The following is a 20,849-nucleotide window of genomic DNA, read 5'->3' as shown; positions in this document are numbered from 1 at the left end:
TGTTCGTGGATGCGGTCCGGCTAGTCCTCTACTACGTGCTGTTCGTCTTTTGGCTGCTGCTCACAGCACGTGTCGTGGTGGAGCTCGTGCGTGCCTTCGCACGGGATTGGCGCCCCGCCGGTGGGGTTGCGGTGACGCTGGAGACCATCTACACAGTGACCGATCCTCCGGTCCGCGTGGTGCGGAGGATCATTCCGATGGTTCGCATTGGCGGCGTCGGACTGGACTTATCGATTATGGTGCTGCTGTTGGTTGTGTTCATACTGATGCAACTGGCGCTTCCTGGGTGACTTCGGGGGAACCCAGGTGTCGGAGCAGGCCATGGAGTGCGTGAGGTGATCTGATGTCGTTGACCCCCGCTGACGTGCATAACGTCGCGTTCAGCAAGCCACCCATCGGCAAGCGGGGCTACAACGAGGACGAGGTGGACGCGTTCCTCGACCTGGTGGAGACCGAGCTCGCGCGGCTCATCGAGGACAACAACGAGCTGCGCCAGCAGGTCGAGCAGCTCGACGCCGAGCTCGAAGGCACCCGTGCCGACCTCGAGGCCGCCCGCGCCGGAGCCGGACCGCAGGAGCGCCGCCTGGCGCCCGTGCCGCCGCCCTCGGCCGCCGAGCAGACCCAGGCCCACCCGATGTCGGACGGCGGCGAGCCGAACGTCCAGGCGGCGAAGGTCCTCGGCCTGGCCCAGGAGATGGCCGACCGGCTGACCGCCGAGGCCAAGACCGAGTCCGACGGCATGCTGGCCGAGGCTCGCGCGAAGTCCGAGCAGCTGCTCTCCGACGCCCGCACCAAGGCCGACTCGATGGTCAACGAGGCGCGCACGCGAGCGGAGAACATGCTCAACGACGCCCGCACCCGCGCCGAGACGCTGGAGCGGCAGGCGCGCGACAAGGCGACGACCATGGAGCGCGAGGCGCAGCGCAAGTACACCGAGACCATGAACACGATGAACAGCGAGAAGACCGCGCTGGGCAAGAAGATCGAGGAACTGCGCACCATCGAGCGCGAATACCGCACGCGGCTGCGCGGGTTCCTGGAGTCCCAGCTGCGCGAGCTCGACGATCGTGGTTCCGCCGCGCCCGCGTCGGCGTCCTCGAACTCGGGACAGGCGAGCGCGGGATCGGGCAGCGGCCAGGGCTACTCGTTCGGTCCCCGCGCCGAGGCCGGCTGAGCTTCCCGGTGACGGTTCCGGCACTCCGCGTGGGAGGGTCGGAACCGTTCCGGGCGTGGTTCGTGTTGTAATTCACCGTGCTCTTCATCGTTCTGATCCTGGTTCTGGCCGCGCTGGGGCTGCTGATCGCGGCGTTGGTCACGGCGAACTCGCTGTGGGCGTGGATCTCGATCGGCCTGTCGGTCGCCGCCGGGCTGCTGCTGGTGGCCGACTTCGTGCGGCGCCGGGTGGCCCGTCGCCGCGCGGCCGCCGCGCTGGTGGCGGAACCGGATGAGGAGCCCGCGGCGGAGTCGTCGGCCGCCGCGGTGGACGAGGAGCCGTCGGCCGCCGAGGTCGCGGAGGACGCGGAGAAGCCGGCCGGGGAGCCGTCGACGGCGGACGCCGCGGTGGACGAGGCGCCGGTGGACCAGACCGCGCTGCTGCCGACCGCCGGTGAGCTGGTCGGCACTGCCGAGGAGGGCGAGCCGGGCGAGGAGCCCACGGCCCCGGCGGACGCGGAGATCGTGGACGAGCTGGACGCCGAGGTCGTGGTCGTGGACGAGCACCCGCGCTACCACCTGACGGACTGCGGCTGGCTCGCCGACCGCGACACGATCCCGATCTCCGTGAAGGAGGCCCGGGACCTCGGGTTCACGCCGTGCGCCCGCTGCACCCCCGACGCCCACCTGGCCGAGGCCCACCGCGCCAAGGCCTGAGGGAGGCTCACCGCGCGAAGGCCTGAGGCGCCTCCGGCCGAGGCCCACCGCGCGAAGGCCTGACGCTCACGCCATCCGCACGCCGAGGAGATCGGCGAGCGCGGTGGTGCCCGTGCTGGGTCAGCCGTGCCCGGGCCGGTGCCGCGTCACCCAGCCCTGCTTCAGGAACACGCGCCGCGAGCGCGGCGTCCAGTGCGCCCGCTGCACCCCCGACGCCCACCTGGCCGAGGCCCACCGCGCGAAGGCCTGACGCACCTCCGGCCGAGCCGCCCCCGAAACCAGGATCCGAGCCCACGCGGCCCGATTTCCCCGAGGCGCTGCCGCGGCTTCAGCCGGCGACACGCACTCCCAGCCGTCCGGCGAGTGCGTCCGCTCCCGTGTCGGTCAGCCGGAGTGCCCGGTGCCCGGGCCGGTGCCGCGTCACCCAGCCCTGCTCCAGGAACCGCGCCGCGAGCGCCGCGCCCAGTCCGCCCGCCAGGTGGTGCCGCTGCTCGGACCAGTCCAGGCAGAACTTCAGCAACGGCCGCCGCCCGCGGGCGGCGTCCACGGCGTCCACGTCCAGCCCGAGCAGCGCCAGCACCTCCGGCGCCTCCGGCCCCAGGGCGTAGGGGTGCTCGGCCAGCGGCTGGGACAGCGCGTCGCCCGGGCGGCGGCTCGTGCCGGGGACACCGTCCGTCGTGACCAGCGCCCCGCGCTCCACCAGCGCCGCCGTCACCGAGACGCCCAGCCGCCCGGCGACGTGGTCGTAACAGGTCCGGGCGAACCGCAGCGCCCGCGCCCGCGTCCCCGATCGCAGCGAGGTGACCGGCCGGGCGGGGGAGAAGCGGGCGAGCGTTTCGAGGATCTCGACGGCGTCCGGCCGCAGCCGGTAGAAGCGGTGCCGCCCGGACCGCTCCGCCTCGACGAGCCCCGCCTCCCGCAGCTTCGCCAAATGCGCACTGACCCCCGGCGCGGACAACCCGGCCTCGGCCGCGAGCACGGACGCCGCGAGAGCCCGCCCGTCGGCCAGTGCCGTGAGCACCCGCACCCGGGCCGGATCCGCGAACAGTGCCGCGGTGCGCGCGATGTCGGCGTCCCCTCCACTCATGGCTCCAGCATGCCGCGCCGACACTTCCACCGGCGCCGAAGCGTCCCGGCACACTTCCACCCACCCGGAAACGAATCCGGGGTCTCCTGGACCCATGCCCGACAAGCGTTCCGCCGTCCTGCTCACCCAGTGCGCCGGCATGTTCCTGGTCCAGCTCGACGTCACCGTGGTCAACGTCGCCCTGCCGAGCATCGGCGCCCGCTTCCACGCCGGCGTTCCCGCGCTCCAGTGGATCGTCGACGGCTACACCGTCGTGCTCGCCGCGCTGCTGCTGTCCGGCGGGGCACTCGGCGACGTGCTCGGCCACCGCCGGGTCGTGCTCGCCGGCCTGGGGATCTTCGGCCTCGCCTCCGCCGGGTGCGCCCTGGCGCCGGACAGCGCGACCCTGATCGCCGCCCGCGTGGCCCAAGGCGCCGGGGCCGCGCTGCTGCTGCCCGGGACGCTGGCGGTGATCACCCGCACCTTCCCCGGCCGCCACGAACAGGCCCGCGCGCTCGGCGTCTGGGCCGGCGTCTCCGCGCTGGCACTGGCCGCCGGCCCGCTGCTGGGCGGGCTGCTGGTCACGGCCACCGGCTGGCGCTCGCTGTTCTGGATCAACGTGCCGCTGACCGCGCTGGCCGCCGCCGGCACCCTGCTCGTCCCGGCGGATCCGCCCACCACCGGCCGCGTGGACGTCAAGGGCGTCCTCACCGGCGCCACCGCCCTCGCCGCCCTGGTCTACGCGGTCATCGAGTCCAGCATCCCGGCCGCCGTCCTCGGTGTCGCCGCCGCCGCGGCGTTCCTCGCCGCCGAACGCACCGGCCCGGCGCCGATGCTGCCGCTGACCCTGCTGCGGTCACGCACCTTCGCCGCGGCCAACGTCGTCGCCGGCGCGATGAACTTCGCCGGCCTCGGCACGATCCTGCTCGCCACCCTCTACCTGCAGGGCGTCCACCACGCCGGCCCGCTGACCGCCGCGCTGGCGATGCTGCCCGGATTCCTGCCGCTGTCGCTGCTCGCCCCGGTCACCGGGCGGCTCACCGCGCGGTTCGGCCCGCGGCCGGTCATGATCGCCGGGCTGCTCACCGGCGCGACCGGCCTGCTCGGCCTGCTGCGCGTCACCGGGCACAGCACGATCGCCGGCTCGTTCCTGCCCGCGTTCGCCCTGTTCGGCGTGGGACTGGGCCTGCTGACCGCGGCCGTCGTCGCCGCGGCGGTCGGCGGCGTCCCGGCCGGCCGGGCCGGCATCGCCAGCGGCGTCAACAACACCGCGCGCCAGGCCTGCGGCGCGCTCGGCATCGCCACGTTCGGCGCCATCGCGGGCAGCCCGGCCCAGCCCGCGGCGTTCCTGCACGGGCTGCACGCCGCCGCGGTGCTGGGCGCCGGGATGTGGCTGGCCGCGGCCGTCCTCACCGCCGTCGCCGTCGGCCGACCCTGAGCGAAACCGGCTTGCGGGAGGCGGCTAACCTGGACGGACACGGCGTCGATCCGGCCATCACCGGGGAGCCTCCGGAAGAACGGGACCGGGTGGTCCTCAGTAGAACCGGACGGGTACGGCCCGTCACAGCCGTCAACGAAGAGGCCTGCTCGGTGAGCGGGCAAACGGGGTGGTACCGCGGAAGCGCGCTCAGGTGGCGCCTTTTCGTCCCCGTGCTGGATCCGCCGAGGATCCGCCACGAGAGCGACGAGCACCCGCGAGGAGCGCACCGATGTACCCGAAGGCTCAGCTCGGCGACGGCCCGGCCGGCCAGGTCCCGTCCCAGCCGTCCTTCCCGGCGCTGGAGAACAGCGTGCTGGCCTACTGGGAGTCCGACCGGACCTTCCAGGCCACCATCGACGCGCGCGAACCGGGGACGAACGGCAGCAACGAGTACGTCTTCTACGACGGCCCGCCGTTCGCCAACGGCCTGCCGCACTACGGCCACCTCCTGACCGGTTACGTCAAGGACATCGTGCCGCGGTACCAGACCATGCGCGGCCGCCGCGTCGAGCGCCGCTTCGGCTGGGACACCCACGGCCTGCCCGCCGAGCTGGAGGCCGAGCGGCAGCTCGGGATCACCGACAAGTCGCAGATCGACGAGATGGGCATCGCCGCGTTCAACGACGCGTGCCGCGAATCCGTCCTGCGCTACACGAACGAGTGGCGCGACTACGTCACCCGCCAGGCCCGCTGGGTCGACTTCGAGCACGACTACAAGACGCTCGACATCACCTTCATGGAATCGGTGATCTGGGCGTTCAAGCAGCTGTGGGACAAGGGCCTGGTCTACGAGGGCTACCGCGTGCTGCCCTACTGCTGGCGCGACGAGACCCCGCTGTCCAACCACGAGCTGCGGATGGACGAGGACGTCTACGCCAGCCGCCAGGACCCGGCCGTGACGGTCGGGTTCCGCGCCGAGGGCAACGGCACCGAGCTGGACGGCACGTACCTGGTGATCTGGACCACCACGCCGTGGACCCTGCCGTCGAACCAGGCGGTCGCGGTGCACCCGGACGTGGACTACGCCGTGGTCGAGCGCGACGGGAAGCGCTTCCTGCTCGCCGAGTCGCGGCTTCCCGCCTACGCCAGGGAACTCGGCGAGGAGCCGGTCGTGGTGGCGCGCCACCGGGGCGCCGAGCTGGCGGGCGTGAAGTACGCGCCGCCGTTCCCGTACTTCGTCGGCGCCGAGAACTCGCACCAGGTGCTGCTGGCCGACTTCGTCACCACCGACGACGGCACCGGCATCGTCCACATGGCCCCGGCCTACGGCGAGGACGACAAGGCCGCCGGCGACGCCGCCGGCATCACTCCGGTCACCCCGGTGGACGCGCGCGGCCGCTTCGACGCGACCGTGCCGGACTACGAGGGCCAGCAGGTGTTCGACGCCAACGCCGACATCATCAAGGACCTCAAGTACGGCACCGGTTCGGCCGCCCGGCAGGGTGCGGTCCTGCTGCGGCACGAGACCTACGAGCACTCCTACCCGCACTGCTGGCGCTGCCGGAACCCGCTGATCTACCGCGCGGTGTCGTCGTGGTTCGTCAAGGTGACCGCGTTCCGGGACCGCATGGTCGAGCTGAACCAGCAGATCACCTGGTACCCCGAGCACGTCAGGGACGGCCAGTTCGGCAAGTGGCTGGAGAACGCGCGCGACTGGTCGATCTCGCGCAACCGCTACTGGGGCACGCCGATCCCGGTGTGGATGTCGGACGACCCCGCGTACCCGCGCGTGGACGTGTACGGCTCGCTCGACGAGCTGGAGCGCGACTTCGGCGTGCGGCCGACCGATCTGCACCGCCCGCACATCGACCAGCTCACCCGGCCGAACCCGGACGACCCGACCGGGAAGTCCACCATGCGGCGGGTGCCCGAGGTGCTGGACGTGTGGTTCGACTCCGGCTCGATGCCCTACGCCCAGGTGCACTACCCGTTCGAGAACGCGGAGTGGTTCGAGCACCACTACCCGGGTGACTTCATCGTCGAGTACATCGGGCAGACGCGCGGCTGGTTCTACACGCTGCACGTGCTGGCGACGGCGCTGTTCGACCGGCCGTCGTTCCTCACCTGCGTCGCGCACGGCATCGTGCTCGGCTCCGACGGGCAGAAGATGTCGAAGTCGCTGCGCAACTACCCGGACGTCAACGAGGTGTTCGCCCGGGACGGCTCGGACGCGATGCGCTGGTACCTGATGTCCAGCCCGATCCTGCGCGGCGGCAACCTGATCGTCACCGAGAAGGGCATCCGCGACGCGGTGCGCCAGGCCGTGCTGCCGCTGTGGAACTCCTACTACTTCCTCGCGCTGTACGCCAACGCCGAGGGCGTGGAAGGTCAGTGGCGCACCGATTCCCCGCACGTGCTGGACCGCTACATCCTCGCCAAGACCGGTGAGCTGGTCACCGACGTGCAGTCCGCTTTGGACACCTGCGACATCGCGGGCGCGTGCGCGACCACCCGGGACTTCCTCGAGGTGCTCACGAACTGGTACGTGCGCCGCTCGCGTGAGCGGTTCTGGGCCGGCGAGAAGGACGCGATCGACACGCTGCACACGGTGCTGGAGGTGGTGTCGCGGACGATGGCGCCGCTGCTGCCGCTGACCACCGAGGTGGTGTGGCGCGGGCTGACCGGTGGCCGGTCGGTGCACCTGCAGGACTGGCCGCTGGTGGACGAGCTGCCCGCGGACGCCGCGGCGATGACGGCGATGGACCGGGTGCGCCAGGTGTGCTCGTCGGCGCTGTCGCTGCGCAAGGCGAACAAGCTGCGGGTGCGGCTGCCGCTGGCGAAGCTGGTCATCGCGGCCGGTGACGCGGACGCGCTGGCGGACTTCACCGACATCATCGCCGACGAGGTCAACGTCAAGGCGGTCGAGCTGAGCACCGACGTCGCCGCGCACGGCCGGTTCGAGGTCGCGGTCAACGCCCGTGCCGCCGGGCCGCGCCTGGGCCGCGACGTGCAGAAGGTGATCAAGGCCGTCAAGGCGGGCGACTGGACCACCTCGCCGTCCGGCGCGGTGGTGGCGGCCGGCATCGAACTCGCCGAGGGCGAGTACGAGCGGCGCCTGGTCGCCAAGGAGGAGGGCGCGGCCGCGGAGCTGCCCGGCGGCTCCGGCCTGGTGCAGCTGGACACCGCGGTGACCCCGGAGCTGGCCGCCGAGGGCGTGGCGCGCGACCTGGTCCGCGTCGTGCAGCAGGCGCGCCGGGACGCCGGGCTCGACGTGGCCGACCGCATCGCGCTGACCGTGGACGCGCCGGAGGACGTCGCCGACGCCGCGACGCTCCACCAGGAGTTCATCGCGGGCGAGACGCTCGCCGGCGAGGTGGCGTTCGCGCACGTCGACGGCGGGTTCTCGGGTGCGGTCGGCGACGGGGAGAAGATCACCGTGGCGGTAACGAAGGCACCCTGATGCCCGACAGACCGGGAAACACCAACAGGGGGTATCGCCGGTGACGTGGCGCAGGTGGGTGCTGGCGGGTGGCGCGGCCGCGGTCGTCGCGATCGTCGTGGCGGCCGTGGTCGTGGTGTGGGGTGGCTCCTCGCCGGAGAAGCCCCGGGCCAGCGGCTCGGGCGCGGAGGATCCGGGCACCGTCGCGTCGAAGTTCCTGCGCGCCTTCGCCGAGGGCGACGCCGACGCGGCCGCGGCGCTGACCGACGACCCGCGCGCGGCGAGCGTGCTGCTGGCCGACCGGCGCCGCGGCCTGGCCCCGGTGTCGGTCGCGGCGCGGCTGGGCCAGGTCACGCCGGGCGCCACCCGGGCCACCGCGGCGTTCCAGCTCGGCTGGACGATCGCGGCCGGGCAGGTGTGGTCCTACGACAACACCCTCGACCTGGTCTCCGCCGACGGCCGCTGGCTCGTGCACTGGAGCCCGGCGGTGGTGCACCCGAAGCTGCGCACCGGGCAGCAGCTGGCGGTGCGCACGCGCGCGGGCAAGCTCGCGGTGGTGGACCGCAACGGCCGCCCGGTCCTGGCCTGGCAGTCGTCGGGCACGCGGGCGGCCGAGCCGGGCGTGGCGCCGCTGCTGGTGCCGGCGATGCAGCGGACGGTGTCCGAGCGGTCGCAGGACGGCTGGTCGGTGGTGAGCACCGACCTCGACGGCGCGGTGCAGGAGACGCTGTTCGGCCAGGGCGAGGTCGAGGTGGCGCCGCTGACCACGACGCTGAGCCTGCCCACGCAGGCGGCGGCGCAGCGGGCGGTCGACTCGGCGGCGGGCCCGGCGATGCTGGTGGCGATCCAGCCCTCCACCGGTGACCTGCTCGCGGTGGCGCAGAACGCGGCGGCCGGGGCCGAGCCGAAGGCGCTGAACGGCCTGTACGCGCCGGGGTCGACGTTCAAGATCGCCACGGCGGCGGCGCTGCTGGAGTCCGGCACGGCCACCGCGGACACGATCGCCGACTGCCCGGCGACCGCGCGCATCGGGCAGCGCACGATTCCCAACGACGACCAGTTCTCCTTCCCGCCGCTGCCGCTGCACTCGGCGTTCGCGCACTCGTGCAACACCACGTTCGCCCAGCTCGCCTCGACGTTGCCGGCCGACGCGCTGGCCGACGCGGCGAGCGGGTTCGGCCTCAACGCCGACTTCACCATCCCCGGCATCACCACCGAGGCCGGCAAGGTCGTGCCCAGCACGAGCGGGGCGGAGCAGGTCGAGTCGGCGATCGGGCAGGGCACGGTGCAGGCCAGCCCGTTCGGCCTGGCGCTGATGGCGGCGACCGTCGCGCGCGGCGACGAGGTGACGCCGCGGCTGTGGCAGGAGCTGGAGACCACGGTGAACACCGGCTACCGGGCGCCGTCCCGGGACGTGATCGCCGCGCTGCGGACGATGATGCGTGAGGTGGTCACCGGCGGCACCGCGACCGGGCTGCGGGGCAACGGCGCCGTGTACGGCAAGACGGGCACGGCGCAGTTCGGCGACGGCAGCCGGTCCAACGGGTGGTTCGCCGGGTACCGCGACGACGTGGCGTTCGCGGTGCTGCTGCTCGGGTCGGATTCGTCGAAGCCGGCGGTGACCGTGTCGTCGGTGTTCCTGGGCGCGCTGGGCTGACGTTTCGGCCCGGGCCGATGCGTCCGGTGGCTACGGTGGCCGGTGTGGAGACGATCGCGCTGGCCGAGGTGGCCGCGGTGCTCGCCGACCCGAGCCGGGCGGCGATGTGCCTGGCGCTGCTCGACGGCCGCGCGTGGACGGTCGGTGAGCTGGCCCGCGCGGCGGGGATCGCCCCGTCGACGGCGAGCGAGCACGTCAGCCGCCTGCGGGAGGCCGGGTTCGTCGCGGGCGTGAAGCAGGGGCGGCACTCCTACGTGCGGATCGCCGACCCGCGGGTGGCCGAGCTGATCGAGCACCTGGCGCAGCACGCCGAGCACCGGTCCACCTCGGGCCTGCGCGGGTCCCTGCGCGCCCGGCGGCTGGCGTTCGCGCGCACCTGCTACGACCACCTGGCCGGGGCCGCCGGGGTGGCCCTGCGGGACGGCATGATCGGGACCGGGCTGATCACGGAGCGTGCCGGGCTGGCGCTGACCGCGCGCGGCCGCGAGGTGCTCGGTGAGCTGGGGGTGCGGATCCCCACGGGGCGGCGCCCGCTGCTGCGAGCGTGCCTGGACTGGACCGAACGCCGCGACCACCTGGGCGGCGCGCTCCCGGCGGCGCTGTTCACGCACGGAGTCGAGCAGGGCTGGTTCGAGCGGCGCCCGGACCGCGCGGTGCGGGTGACGCCCGCCGCGGCGGAGCCCCTGGCGCGCCTGGGGGTGGAATTACCGGCCGAGCGCCCGGGGACTGGGTGAGGTGTGGCTTGTCGGCGGCCCGGCCCTCGCCTCGCGTGGCCTTCGCTGGGAGCCGAGTCTGGGAGTCGCGGCCGGGTACTCCTCGTGACCGGCTGCGCACCTGCCGTCGGCGGCGCGGCGGACGGTGCTCGCCCCGGTACTCCGCGTGCGTGTCCGTGATCTCGTTGCCCGGCAAGGGGAACGGCAGCGTGACGAGCTCGTCGCGCTGCCGGGGGACCCACCGGGCGCGGCAGAGCGCCTGGCCTCCCTATTCTGAGAGCCGGAGAAACCGGGCAGGGGAGGTGCGGGTGGGCGAGCTGCCGGTCGTGCTGGGGCTGGGCTCGGCCGTCCTGCTGGCCGCCGTCCTCGCGGTCCGCTTCTCCACCCGCCTGGGCCTGCCGTCGCTGCTGCTGTACCTCGCGATCGGCGTGCTGCTCGGCGAAGCCGGGTTCGGCATCCAGTTCTCCGACCCGTTCCTCACCCAGGCGCTGGGCCTGGCCGCCCTGGTCATGATCCTCACCGAGGGTGGCCTGACCACCCGCTGGTCGGCGGTGAAACCCGCGCTGGGCCAGGGAGTGGCACTGTCCACAGTGGCGGTCGGGCTGAGCATCGCGATCACCGGGCCCGCCCTGCACTGGCTGCTCGGCCTGGACTGGCGGACCGCCCTGCTGTGGGGCGCGGTGCTGGCCCCCACCGACTCGGCCGCGGTGTTCTCCGTGCTGCGCAGCGCGGGCCTGCCGAAACGACTGGTGGGCGCCCTCGAACTGGAATCCGGCATCAACGACGCGCCGGCCTACATCGCGGTCGTCGTGCTGGCCCAGGGCACCCTGGTGGACTGGTCGCTGCCGCTGCTGGTGGTCTACGAACTGGGCGCGGGCCTGGCGCTCGGCCTGGTGCTCGGCTTCGCCGGGGCCTGGGCCCTGCGGCGCTCGGCGCTGCCCGCCACCGGTCTCTATCCACTCGCGACGGTCGCGGTGTGCGTGGTGGCCTACTCGTCCGGGCAGCTGCTGCACGCGTCCGGGCTGCTGGCCACCTACGTCGCCGCGGTGGTGCTCGGCAACGCCCGGCTGCCGCACCGGTCCGACACGGTGTCCTTCGCGGAGGGTCTCGGCTGGCTCGCCCAGATCGGGCTGTTCGTGCTGCTGGGCCTGTTCGCCTCACCCGGGCGGCTGCTGGAGTCGATCGTGCCCGGCCTGATCGCCGCCGCGGTCCTGCTGCTGCTCGCGCGCCCGGTGTCGGTGCTCGTCACGCAGCTGCCGTTCCGCGTTCCGCTGCGCGAGCAGGTGTTCCTGTCCTGGGCGGGGCTGCGCGGCGCGGTGCCGATCGTGCTGGCGATGATCCCGCTGTCCGAGCAGATGGCCGGTGCGCAACGGCTCGTCGACGCCGTGTTCGTGCTCGTGATCGTGCTCACCCTCGTCCAGGGGCTGACGCTGGGCCGCCTCGCGCGGATCCTCCGGCTGCCCGGGGACGCGGAGCCGAAGGAGGTCCAGGTCGACGCCGCGCCGCTGGACGAGCTGCAGGCCGAGCTGCTCCAGGTCAAGATCCAGCCCGGCTCCCGCCTGCACGGCGTGTACCTGTCCGAGCTGCGGCTGCCGTCCGGGGCGTCGCTGAGCCTGATCGTCCGCGACGGCCGCAGCTTCACCCCGCAGCGCACCGACCGGCTGCAGCGCGGGGACCAGATCCTGATCGTGAGCACCGAGTCCGCGCGGGAGGCGGCCGAGCGGCGCATCCGCGCGGTGGACCGGGCCGGGCCGCTGGCGCGCTGGAAGGGCGAGTCCGGCACGTGAGACCCGCTGGCGCGCCGCGGGGACGATCGGTTACTGTGTCGGCGTAGGTCATGAGTGCCAGCGCCAAGCCCCGGCTCGCTGGCCGGCAACCCTCCTTCCGCGGTGGGGTGCCCCGGGTGAGGACCTGGCTCGTCGCGAGGTGCGGCGGGCAAGCGCGGACCCCGGTGCGGGTCCCCGGACCCGAGGAGCCGTTCCGATGACTCTCGCTCTCGATCGCGTCACCACCCCCGCCGTCACCGCAGCCGCGGCCGTTCCGCTGGTCACCGGCGGGGAGCTGGACTACGCCAACCTCGACCACGCGGCCAGCGCCCCGTGCCTGGAGTCCGTGCGGCGCGCGGTGGACGAGTTCCTGCCCCACTACGCCAGCGTGCACCGCGGCGCGGGGTTCGCCTCGCAGGTGTCCACAAAGGTCTACGAGCGGACCCGTGACGTGCTGCGCCGGTTCGTCGGCGCGCGGTCCTCGGACGCGGTCGTGTTCACCCGCAACACCACGGACGCGCTGAACCTGCTGGCCCGCAGCCTGCCCCGGCACACGTCGGTGGTGCTGTTCGACACCGAGCACCACGCGGCGCTGCTGCCGTGGCGCGGCCCGAACGTGCGCCGGATCCCGCTGCCGAACACGCGCCTGGCCGCGGTGTCCGCTGTGGACAGTGCGCTGGCGGAGTGCCCGGAGGGGCCGCGGCTGGTGGTCGTGACCGGCGCGTCGAACGTGACCGGCGAGCTGCTGCCGGTGGCCGAGATCGCGGCGGTGGCCCGGCGGCACGGCGCGCGCGTCGCCCTGGACGGCGCGCAGCTGGCTCCGCACCGGCCGATCTCGGTGCGGGAGCTGGACGTGGACTACGTCGTGCTGTCCGGGCACAAGCTGTACGCGCCGTTCGGGGCGGGCGCGCTGATCGGGCGGGGCGACTGGCTGCGCGCGGCGGACCCGTACCTGGCCGGCGGCGGGGCGACGAAGTCCGTGCGCCGCGACGGCGACGGTCTCGGGGTGGCGTGGCAGAGCGGGGTCGAGCGGCACGAGGCCGGTTCGCCCAACACCGTGGGCGTGTACGCGCTCGGTGTGGCGTGCGAGGAGCTGGCCGGGTCGTGGGACGCGGTGGTGGCGCACGAGCGGGAGCTGCTGGAGCGGCTGACGCGGGGGCTGGCGGCGGTGCCGGACCTGGCGGAGCTGCGGCTGTTCGACGGCGCGGCCGAGCGGGTCGGCACGGTGAGTTTCGTGCTCGACGGGTTCGAGCCGGGCTGGGTGGCGGCGGTCCTGTCGGCCGAGTACGGCATCGGCGTGCGCGACGGCGCGTTCTGCGCGCACATCGCGGTGCGGCGGCTGGTGGAGCGCACCGGCGGGGAGGGGCAGCAGGCGCTGCGGGTGAGCCTCGGGCTGGGCACCACGGCCGAGCACATCGACCGGCTGGTGACCGCGCTTCGGCAGATCGTCGCCCGCGGCGCCCGGTGGACCTACGGGGTGGTGGAGGGCCGGTGGGCGCCGTGCCCGGATCCGCGGCCGTTGCCGGGGTTTCTGGCCTGAGCGGTGTGGGCGGTTCCGGGCGTTTCCCGGCCTGCGCCGGGGGCCCTCCCGGCAGGCGTGGACAATGGCGGGGTGAGCAGTGACCCCCAGCCCTCCCCGGACCCGGACACCGTGCCGGACGAGCAGCCGGCGCCCCCGCCCCGGCGGCGCGCCCTGCTGCTGGCCGTGATCGCGATCGTCGTGTTCGCGGTGGACGTCGTGACCAAGTCGGTCGTCGTGGCGACCCTGGAGGGGCACGAGCCGGTCCGGGTGCTCGGCGGGCTCGTCTACCTGCAGCTCATCCGCAACCCCTTCGCCGCCTTCGGCCTGGGCGTCACCGGCATGACCTGGGTGTTCGCGATCGTCGCGTTCGGGGTGGTCGTCGCGCTGATCTGGTTCGCCAAGCGGCTGCGCTCGGCCGGCTGGGCGATCGGCCTCGGGCTCATCCTGGCCGGCGCGCTCGGCAACCTCGTCGACCGCGTGTTCCGCGCGCCCGGTGTCCTGCGCGGTCACGTCGTGGACTTCGTGTCGCTGTTCGCGCCCGACGGTGACGTGTGGCCGGTCTTCAACGTGGCCGACTCGGCGATCTGCGTCGGCGGCGTGCTGATCGTGCTGCTGTCCCTGCTCGGCCGCGACTACGACGGCTCCGTCAAGAAAGCCAAGCGTTGAGCGCCCGGATGCTGCCCGTCCCGGACGGGCTCGACGGCATGCGCGTGGACGCGGGCCTGGCGAAACTCCTCGGCCTGTCCCGCACGGTCGTCGCGGAGCTGGCCGAGTCCGGCGACGTCCTGCTCGACGGTCGTCCCGCCGGCAAGTCCGACCGCCTCTCGGCCGGGGTGCTGCTCGAGGTGACCCTGCCCGACCCGGACAACCCGGTCGAGGTGATCGCCGAACCGGTCGAGGGCCTGCGCATCCTCCACGACGACGACGACATCGTGGTCGTGGCCAAACCGGTCGGCGTCGCCGCGCACCCCAGCCCCGGCTGGACCGGGCCCACCGTCGTCGGCGGGCTCGCCGCGGCCGGGCTGCGCGTCTCCACCTCCGGCGCGGCCGAGCGCCAGGGTGTGGTGCACCGCCTCGACGCCGGCACCACCGGCGTGATGGTCGTGGCCAAGAGCGAGCACGCCTACACCGTGCTCAAGCGCGCGTTCAAGGAACGCACCGTCGACAAGGGCTACCACGCCGTCGTGCAGGGCCACCCGGACCCGACGCGCGGCACGATCGACGCCCCGATCGACCGGCACCCCCGGCACGACTACAAGTTCGCCGTCGTCGCCGGGGGCCGCCCGTCGGTCACCCACTACGAGGTGATCGAGGCGTTCCGCGCGGCGTCCCTGGTGGACGTCAAGCTGGAGACCGGCCGCACGCACCAGATCCGGGTGCACTTCTCGGCGCTGCGGCACCCGTGCGCCGGCGACCTGACCTACGGCGCGGACCCGGTGCTGGCCCGCAAGCTCGGCCTGACCCGGCAGTGGCTGCACGCGCGCACCCTCGGCTTCGCCCACCCCGCCGACGGCCGCTGGGTCCAGTTCGAGGCGCCCTACCCGGAGGACCTGTCGCACGCCCTGGACGTGCTGCGGGCGGAAAGCTAGGCGGCCCGCCCGTTACGGGTCACCCGGTAGCGCGGTTCCGGGCCCAGGACGGCAGCCAGGCCGGGCCGGTCAGCGGTGGCAGACTCGCGAAGTGCTCGATGACCGCCCGCAGGCCCGGGTGCGGGTTCGTCCGGGGGAGCAGCAGCGAGAGCGGGTAGACCAGCGCCGGGTTCACGATCGGGATGCGGCGCAGGTCGTGCTGAGCCGGCCACAGGTAGCGGTCGCGCGCGCCGACGAGGGTCGCCAGGTCCGCCGACTCGGCGAGGGCGTCCGCGAGCACCTCGTTGCCGAAGTTCGGGCCCGCCGCGTCGATGCGCAGGTCGAACTCCGTGGCGAGCTGGTCGTAGAACACACCCCATTCGCTCCGCGGCGCGATGCCGGGCACCCGGATCGGCAGGCCGCGCAACCGGTCCGGCGTCACCGCGCGTTCGGCGGCGAGCGGGTGCCTGGGGCCGACGAGCAGCTCCAGCGGCGAGTCGAACGCGTGGATCATCCGCACCTCGCCGGGCAGCGTGGCCGGATCGGTGACGCCGCGGAACGCGGCGTCCACCTCGCCGGCCTGCACGGCGGCGGCCACCACGTGCGGGTCGTCGACCCGGAGGGTCACCACATCGAGTTCGGTCCCGGGACGGGACCGCCAGTACTCGTGCAGGACGACGGCCTGGGCGGTGCGCAGGCCGAGCACGTCGATCCGCAGCGCCCGCGAGCCCGGCCGGGTCGCGGTGACGGCCCGGTCCACCCCGGCGACGATGCCCCGTGCGTGCGGGAGGAACGCCTGCCCGTCGAGCGTCGGTTCGACGCCGCGGGCGGTGCGGACGAACAGGCGGACCCCGAGTTCGCGCTCCAGGCCGGCGATCCGCTTCGACACCGCCTGCTGCGTCACGCCCAGCTCGTCCGCCGCGTGCTGCATCTGCCGCAGCTCGGCGGCCAGCACGAACGATCGCAGTGCCTCGGTGTCCACCGGGCCAGCTTAAGCAGGCTCAACCACCGGTTGTGGCTCCCCGGGCGGCGGTTGTGCCAGATGAGTTCGAGATCGAGTTGGCCTTTGGGGGTGTTGCTGACCGGTTCGGTCAGTTGCCGGGCCGGCTCGAGCAGGTGCTGGGCGGGGGTGTGGGGTTCGGTTGCGGTAGGACGGTCGCAGCAGCCGCACCCCGCGGTCGGTGCGGGAGGTGTCCGGGTCGCGGGAGGCGTAGCTCTTGCCGGCCAGGGTCAGTAGTCCTGGCCCCGGACTGGCCGGGCCGGTAAGGCAACGCGTCGGGGCAGGTGGCGGGCACACACCGCAACCATCGGGCCTGCGAGCGCGCTCCCGGCAGCACCTGCGCTACCGCCAGCGTCATAGGACTCACTCGTCTAGTCCTCCAGCGACCAGGTGAGGGTGCGGTCGTCCGGTTCCGGGCGGGGGCTCCAGCGCACCGCCACCACCCGGGTGGACTCGGGGAGCACGTAGACCGTGTGCCCGCCCGCCGTCTCGCCGGGCTGGACCCCGATCTTGTGCGGCGGCCGGGACGTCAGCGACACCGGCGCCTTCCCCACCGGCGTGCCGTCCTCGGTGAGCAGCTCCAGGTAGTTGTCCGGCAGCGACACGAACGGGATCGGCCCCTTGTTGGTGACCTCGGTGTGCACCACGACCGCCCGCTCACCCGGTTCGAGCCGGTACCCGGCCGCGCCGAACAGGTAGTCCGCCGGGTCCTGCACCTCCAGCAGCTGCACGGTGAGCTGCTCGCCGTCGAGACCCTGCCCGGCCAGGCTGTCACCGATCTTCCCGGTGCGCGGGCCCGCCGGTGGCGCGGGCCGCTGGTCGCCGCGGGCCCAGGACGCCGTCTGCGGCGGGCCCCACGTGCTGATCACCGGGTCCAGCGGCGCCGGATACGGCCCGGACGCGACACCGGCGACCTGGTACGGCCCCGAGCCCCCGGCGGGCGGCGCCGGGACCGGGTACGGCCCGGACGGCACACCACCGGGCGGGACACCGCGGCCGGGGCCGTTCTGCCCAGCGAAACCCGCGGCGGGCCTGGCGGGCGGCGGGTAGCCGGGCGCGGGGGGCGCGCCCGGCGGGGCGAACCCGGCCGGCACCGGTCCGGACTGGGGGTGGGACGGCGCGTTCGGGTACCCGGCCGGCACGGCACCGGACGGCGGTGGGTAGCCGGCGGGCGGAACCGGGTAGGGCGCCGGTTGCGGCGTCTGCGGCTGCGCCGCCGGGAACGCCCCGGCGAGCGCCGCGCGCAGGCCCTGCGGGTCGCTCTCCACACCGACCAGCAGCGGCAGCCCGCTGCCGGAGAGGGCGACCAGCCGGTAGGCGGCCTCCCGCGGGTCCATGCCCACGCGGGCGGCGAGTTCGTGCACGGCCACCTTGCCCAGCTCGGCCAGCGCGGCGAGCAGGCGGGCGTCGGCGGGATCGGTCACGGCCACAGCAGGAAACGCTACCCGCTGGCCTCGGTCACCCCGGCCCGGCCCTCCGAGGTTCTAGGCTGGCGGGACGCGCACCCCGACGACACTGGGACGGATGGATGACCGAGGTCGTGAAGCTCGCCGACGAGTTCGTGGAAGCCCTCTTCGACGCGGAGCCGCTGTGGCCCGCGGTGCTGGGGCTGGAGTCCGCCCGGACCGGGCTCGGTGAGCTCAGTGCCGAGGCCGAGGCCGCCCACCGCGGCCGGCTCGAGGAGTTCGTCCGGCGCGCCGAGGCGATCGAGGCGTCCACGCTGAGCGCCGAGGACCGGGTGACCCGGGACGTGCTGCTCACCCAGGCCCGCGGCAACCTGGACCGGCTGGACACCCACCTGGTCGAGTTCACGATCAGCGACATCTTCGTCGCCCCCGCGGTCGGCCTGCTGACCATCCTGCCGATGATCGGCGTGCCCGACGACGAGCAGGGCCGCCGCCACCTCGACCGGCTCGCCGCGATCCCGCGGTACCTGGAGCAGGCCGCCGACCGGCACCGCGCGGGCGTCGCCGCCGGGCGGGTCCCGGTCGAGCACCTGGTGCGCGCCGCGGTCGCGCACCTGGACCGCTACCTGGCCGCGCCGGACGCCGACCCGCTGCTGCGCCAGCCCGCGCCGAGCGAGGAGTTCGCCGGCGAGGGTGACCGGGTGCTGGCCGAGGTCGTGCGGCCCGCGTTCGCGGCCTACCGGGACGCGCTGGCGACGGACATCGCTCCGCACGGGCGCCCGCCGGAGAAGCCCGGCGTGTGCTGGCTGCCCGGCGGTGAGCGTATCTACGCCGCCCTGGCGCGCACGCACACCACCACCGACCGCACTCCGGACGAGCTGCACGAAACCGGGCTGCGCCTCATCGGCGAGCTGGCCCGCGAGTACCGCGAGATCGGCTCCCGCGTGTTCGGCACCGACGACCTGGCCGAGATCTTCCGGCGCCTGCGGACCGATCCGGGGTTGCGCTGGCGCAGCGCGGAGGAACTGCTCGGCACCGCGCGGTCGGCGATCAGCCGCGCCGAGGAGGCCGCGCCGCGCTGGTTCGGCCGGATCCCGCCGCACCCGTGGGTCGTGGAGCCGGTGCCCGCGGCCGAAGCGCCCGGCGGGCCGGCGGCGTTCTACCTGCAGCCCGCCGTCGACGGCTCGCGGCCGGGAATCTACTTCGCCAACACCCACGAGGTGACCGAACGGTTCCGGCACGCCGCCGAGGTGATGGCGTTCCACGAGGCGATCCCCGGCCACCACTTCCAGCTCTCCACCGCGCTGACGCTGACCGACCTGCCGCTGCTGCGCCGGATCGGCGACTTCAACGCCTACGCCGAGGGCTGGGGCCTCTACAGCGAACGGCTGGCCGCGGAGATGGGCCTGTACTCCGACGACATCGCGCTGCTCGGCATGCTCACCATGGACTCGATGCGCGCCGGGCGGCTGGTCGTCGACACCGGCCTGCACGCCCAGGGCTGGAGCCGGCAGCAGGCGGTGGACTACCTGCGCGAGCACACCCCGATGCCGCAGGTGGAGATCGAGTCCGAAGTGGACCGCTACATCGCCTACCCGGGCCAGGCGCTGTCGTACATGGTGGGGCGGCTGGAGATCCAGCGCGTGCGGGCGCGGGCCGAGCAGGCGCTGGGGGAGCGGTTCGACATCCGCGCCTTCCACGACCTGGTCCTCGGCGGCGGCGCGCTGCCGCTGTCGGTGCTGGCGGCCGTCGTCGACGAGTGGATCGAGCGGGCATGAGCGAGGTGGACGCGCTCGCCGAGGAGCTCACCGGCCGGATGTTCGAGGCCGATCCGCTGCGCCCGTCGGTGCTCGGCCTGCCCGGCGACCACGACCGGTTGCCCGACCTCACCGCCGAAGCGGAGGTGCGGCACCGGGCGGCCTACCTGGACATCGCCGCCCGGGCCGAAGCGGCCACCCCGCCGGGGCCGGAGGAATCGCTGACCCGCGACGTCGTGGTCCAGCAGGCCCGGGCCGCCGTCGACCTGCTCGACGCGCGGCTGCCCGAGTTCGCCGTCAGCGGCGCCTTCACCGCCCCGGTGCAGCTGCTGCTGATGACCCTGCCGATGATCGACGTGACCGGCGAGGCCCGGGCACGGGGCTTCCTCGCCGGCTCGCCGCGTTCCCGTCCTTCGTGGACCAGGTGGTGGAACGGCAGTCCGGCGACGTGGTCCCGCCGGACTTCCTGGTCGATGCGGCGATCGGCTACTTCGACCGGATGCTCGCCGCGCCGGAGCTGCCGTCGCTGCGACTCGACGTGGGGTCGGAGACGCCGGCCGCCGAGCGGGACGCGCTGCTGGCCGGCGTCGTGCGGCCCGCGCTGACCCGCTACCGCGAGTTCCTCGCCGGGGAGCTGCGGCCGCGGGCCCGGCCGGCGGCGGAGGCCGGGCTGTGCTGGCAGCCGGGCGGCCTGGCGCGCTACGCCGGGCTGATCCGCGCGCACACCACCACCGAGCGCACCGCGCAGGAGCTGCACGACATCGGGCTGGCGCTGATGGCCGACCTGACCGGGGAGTTCCGCACGATCGGCCGCCGGGTGTTCGGGACGGCCGAGACGGCCGAGATCTTCGGCCGCCTGCGCACCGATCCCGCGTTGCGGTGGGGCAGCGGCGAGGAACTGCTGGCCGCCGCGCGCGCCGCGATCGAGCGGGCGGAGGCCGAGGCGCCGCGGTGGTTCAAGACGATCCCGTCCGCGCGGTGCGAGGTGCGCCCGGTGCCCGAAAGCGACGCCGACGCGGGCACCATCGCCTACTACGTCGAACCGGCGCTGGACGGCTCCCGGCCGGGCATCTACTACGCCAACACCTTCCACGCCGGGGAGCGGTTGCGGCACGTCAGCGAGGCGATCGCCTACCACGAGGGGGTTCCCGGGCACCACTTCCAGCTGTCGCTGGCGCTCGGGCTGGACCTGCCGTTGCTGCGCCGCGTCGCCGGCGTCAACGCCTACACCGAGGGCTGGGGCCTCTACGCCGAGCGGCTGGCCGAGGAGATGGGCCTCTACACCGGGGACGTGGCCCGGCTCGGGATGCTCACCCAGGACGCGATGCGCGCCGCGCGGCTGGTGGTGGACACCGGCCTGCACGCCCTGGGCTGGTCCCGGCAGCAGGCGGTGGACTACCTGCGCGAGAACACGCCCATGGCGGCGGTGGAGATCGAGGAGGAGACCGACCGCTACGCCGGCTGCCCGGGCCAGGCCCTGTCCTACATGACGGGACGGCTGGAGATCGACCGGATCCGCGCGGGCGCGGAGCGGGCGCTGGGGGAGCGGTTCGACATCCGCGAGTTCCACGACGTCGTGCTGGGACACGGCATCCTCCCGCTGCCGGTCCTCGACCGGGTGGTTTCGGACTGGATTACCAGCCGGTAGGGTGGCTCGCACGACAGG

At 74.0% G+C, this 20,849-nt stretch carries 16 protein-coding genes, 1 pseudogene and 1 riboswitch; of the genes and pseudogenes, 13 read left to right on the top strand and 4 right to left on the bottom strand.

The genetic code is table 11. The annotated features are described in order from the left end of the window. Window positions 1–5 precede the first annotated feature (5 nt). From D0D28_RS21750 to D0D28_RS21740, 3 genes are all read left to right on the top strand, one after another. On the top strand, window positions 6–290 hold the full coding sequence (locus tag D0D28_RS21750) for a YggT family protein (protein ID WP_026153057.1): 285 nt from the start codon (window positions 6–8) through the stop codon (window positions 288–290). Between the two features lie 53 nt (window positions 291–343). Next, window positions 344–1,174 (top strand): DivIVA-like cell division protein Wag31, encoded by an 831-nt coding sequence (gene wag31 / locus D0D28_RS21745; RefSeq protein ID WP_094005936.1) that lies wholly within the window; start codon window positions 344–346, stop codon window positions 1,172–1,174. 77 nt (window positions 1,175–1,251) lie between these two features. Further along, window positions 1,252–1,869, top strand: coding sequence for a hypothetical protein (locus D0D28_RS21740; protein ID WP_116111860.1), 618 nt, complete (start codon window positions 1,252–1,254; stop codon window positions 1,867–1,869). A gap of 328 nt (window positions 1,870–2,197) precedes the next feature. Here the strand turns inward: D0D28_RS21740 and D0D28_RS21735 are convergent, their stop codons facing one another. Beyond that, the gene (locus tag D0D28_RS21735; protein WP_116111857.1) at window positions 2,198–2,956 is read right to left on the bottom strand and encodes an ArsR/SmtB family transcription factor; all 759 of its coding nucleotides are present in this window, start codon (window positions 2,954–2,956) and stop codon (window positions 2,198–2,200) included. A gap of 94 nt (window positions 2,957–3,050) precedes the next feature. Here D0D28_RS21735 and D0D28_RS21730 point away from each other — a divergent pair, with 94 nt between their 5' ends. From D0D28_RS21730 to D0D28_RS21695, 8 genes are all read left to right on the top strand, one after another. Continuing rightward, the gene (locus D0D28_RS21730) at window positions 3,051–4,373 is read left to right on the top strand and encodes an MFS transporter (protein WP_094005939.1); all 1,323 of its coding nucleotides are present in this window, start codon (window positions 3,051–3,053) and stop codon (window positions 4,371–4,373) included. A 271-nt stretch (window positions 4,374–4,644) separates the two neighbouring features. Next, entirely contained in the window at window positions 4,645–7,815 is a 3,171-nt protein-coding gene (gene ileS, locus D0D28_RS21725; protein WP_116111854.1) for an isoleucine--tRNA ligase, read from the top strand. Between the two features lie 58 nt (window positions 7,816–7,873). Further along, window positions 7,874–9,451, top strand: coding sequence for a penicillin-binding transpeptidase domain-containing protein (locus D0D28_RS21720; RefSeq protein ID WP_116111852.1), 1,578 nt, complete (start codon window positions 7,874–7,876; stop codon window positions 9,449–9,451). A 44-nt stretch (window positions 9,452–9,495) separates the two neighbouring features. Then, a complete protein-coding gene (locus D0D28_RS21715) occupies window positions 9,496–10,185 on the top strand; it encodes an ArsR/SmtB family transcription factor (RefSeq protein ID WP_094005942.1) in 690 nt (229 codons plus the stop codon). Window positions 10,186–10,472: 287 nt separating this feature from the next. Next, entirely contained in the window at window positions 10,473–11,951 is a 1,479-nt protein-coding gene (locus D0D28_RS21710; RefSeq protein ID WP_116111849.1) for a potassium/proton antiporter, read from the top strand. 46 nt (window positions 11,952–11,997) lie between these two features. Next, window positions 11,998–12,112: riboswitch (SAM riboswitch) on the top strand. 35 nt (window positions 12,113–12,147) lie between these two features. Continuing rightward, complete coding sequence (locus D0D28_RS21705; protein WP_116111847.1) at window positions 12,148–13,470, top strand: aminotransferase class V-fold PLP-dependent enzyme; 1,323 nt, start codon at window positions 12,148–12,150, stop codon at window positions 13,468–13,470. Window positions 13,471–13,542: 72 nt separating this feature from the next. Beyond that, window positions 13,543–14,118 carry a signal peptidase II gene (gene lspA, locus D0D28_RS21700; protein WP_116111844.1) on the top strand — a complete coding sequence of 192 codons (576 nt, stop codon included), beginning with the start codon at window positions 13,543–13,545 and terminating at the stop codon, window positions 14,116–14,118. Next, window positions 14,115–15,041 (top strand): RluA family pseudouridine synthase, encoded by a 927-nt coding sequence (locus D0D28_RS21695; protein ID WP_094005945.1) that lies wholly within the window; start codon window positions 14,115–14,117, stop codon window positions 15,039–15,041. Before lspA ends, D0D28_RS21695 begins: the two co-directional genes overlap by 4 nt. A gap of 19 nt (window positions 15,042–15,060) precedes the next feature. Here D0D28_RS21695 and D0D28_RS21690 read toward each other — a convergent pair whose 3' ends face one another. The 3 genes and pseudogenes from D0D28_RS21690 to D0D28_RS21680 all read right to left on the bottom strand — a co-directional run bounded on the left by D0D28_RS21690 (window position 15,061) and on the right by D0D28_RS21680 (window position 17,450). Continuing rightward, window positions 15,061–16,002, bottom strand: coding sequence for a LysR family transcriptional regulator (locus D0D28_RS21690; RefSeq protein ID WP_116111841.1), 942 nt, complete (start codon window positions 16,000–16,002; stop codon window positions 15,061–15,063). A gap of 38 nt (window positions 16,003–16,040) precedes the next feature. Beyond that, window positions 16,041–16,263 (bottom strand): annotated as a pseudogene (locus D0D28_RS37700) (IS982 family transposase); the annotation flags it as partial. A 128-nt stretch (window positions 16,264–16,391) separates the two neighbouring features. After that, window positions 16,392–17,450, bottom strand: coding sequence for an AsnC family protein (locus D0D28_RS21680; RefSeq protein WP_094005947.1), 1,059 nt, complete (start codon window positions 17,448–17,450; stop codon window positions 16,392–16,394). Window positions 17,451–17,548: 98 nt separating this feature from the next. Here D0D28_RS21680 and D0D28_RS21675 point away from each other — a divergent pair, with 98 nt between their 5' ends. Continuing rightward, window positions 17,549–19,204: a DUF885 domain-containing protein gene (locus D0D28_RS21675; RefSeq protein ID WP_116111839.1), complete on the top strand. Its 1,656-nt coding sequence runs from the start codon at window positions 17,549–17,551 to the stop codon at window positions 19,202–19,204. A gap of 406 nt (window positions 19,205–19,610) precedes the next feature. Further along, the gene (locus D0D28_RS21670; protein WP_240323297.1) at window positions 19,611–20,831 is read left to right on the top strand and encodes a DUF885 domain-containing protein; all 1,221 of its coding nucleotides are present in this window, start codon (window positions 19,611–19,613) and stop codon (window positions 20,829–20,831) included. Window positions 20,832–20,849: the final 18 nt, after the last annotated feature.

It is taken from the genome of Amycolatopsis ruanii, from assembly GCF_003385175.1.
Classification (GTDB): domain Bacteria; phylum Actinomycetota; class Actinomycetes; order Mycobacteriales; family Pseudonocardiaceae; genus Amycolatopsis_E; species Amycolatopsis_E thermalba.
The sequence above is the reverse complement of the archived record's forward strand: the minus strand, read 5'-3'. Positions and strand labels throughout refer to the sequence as shown.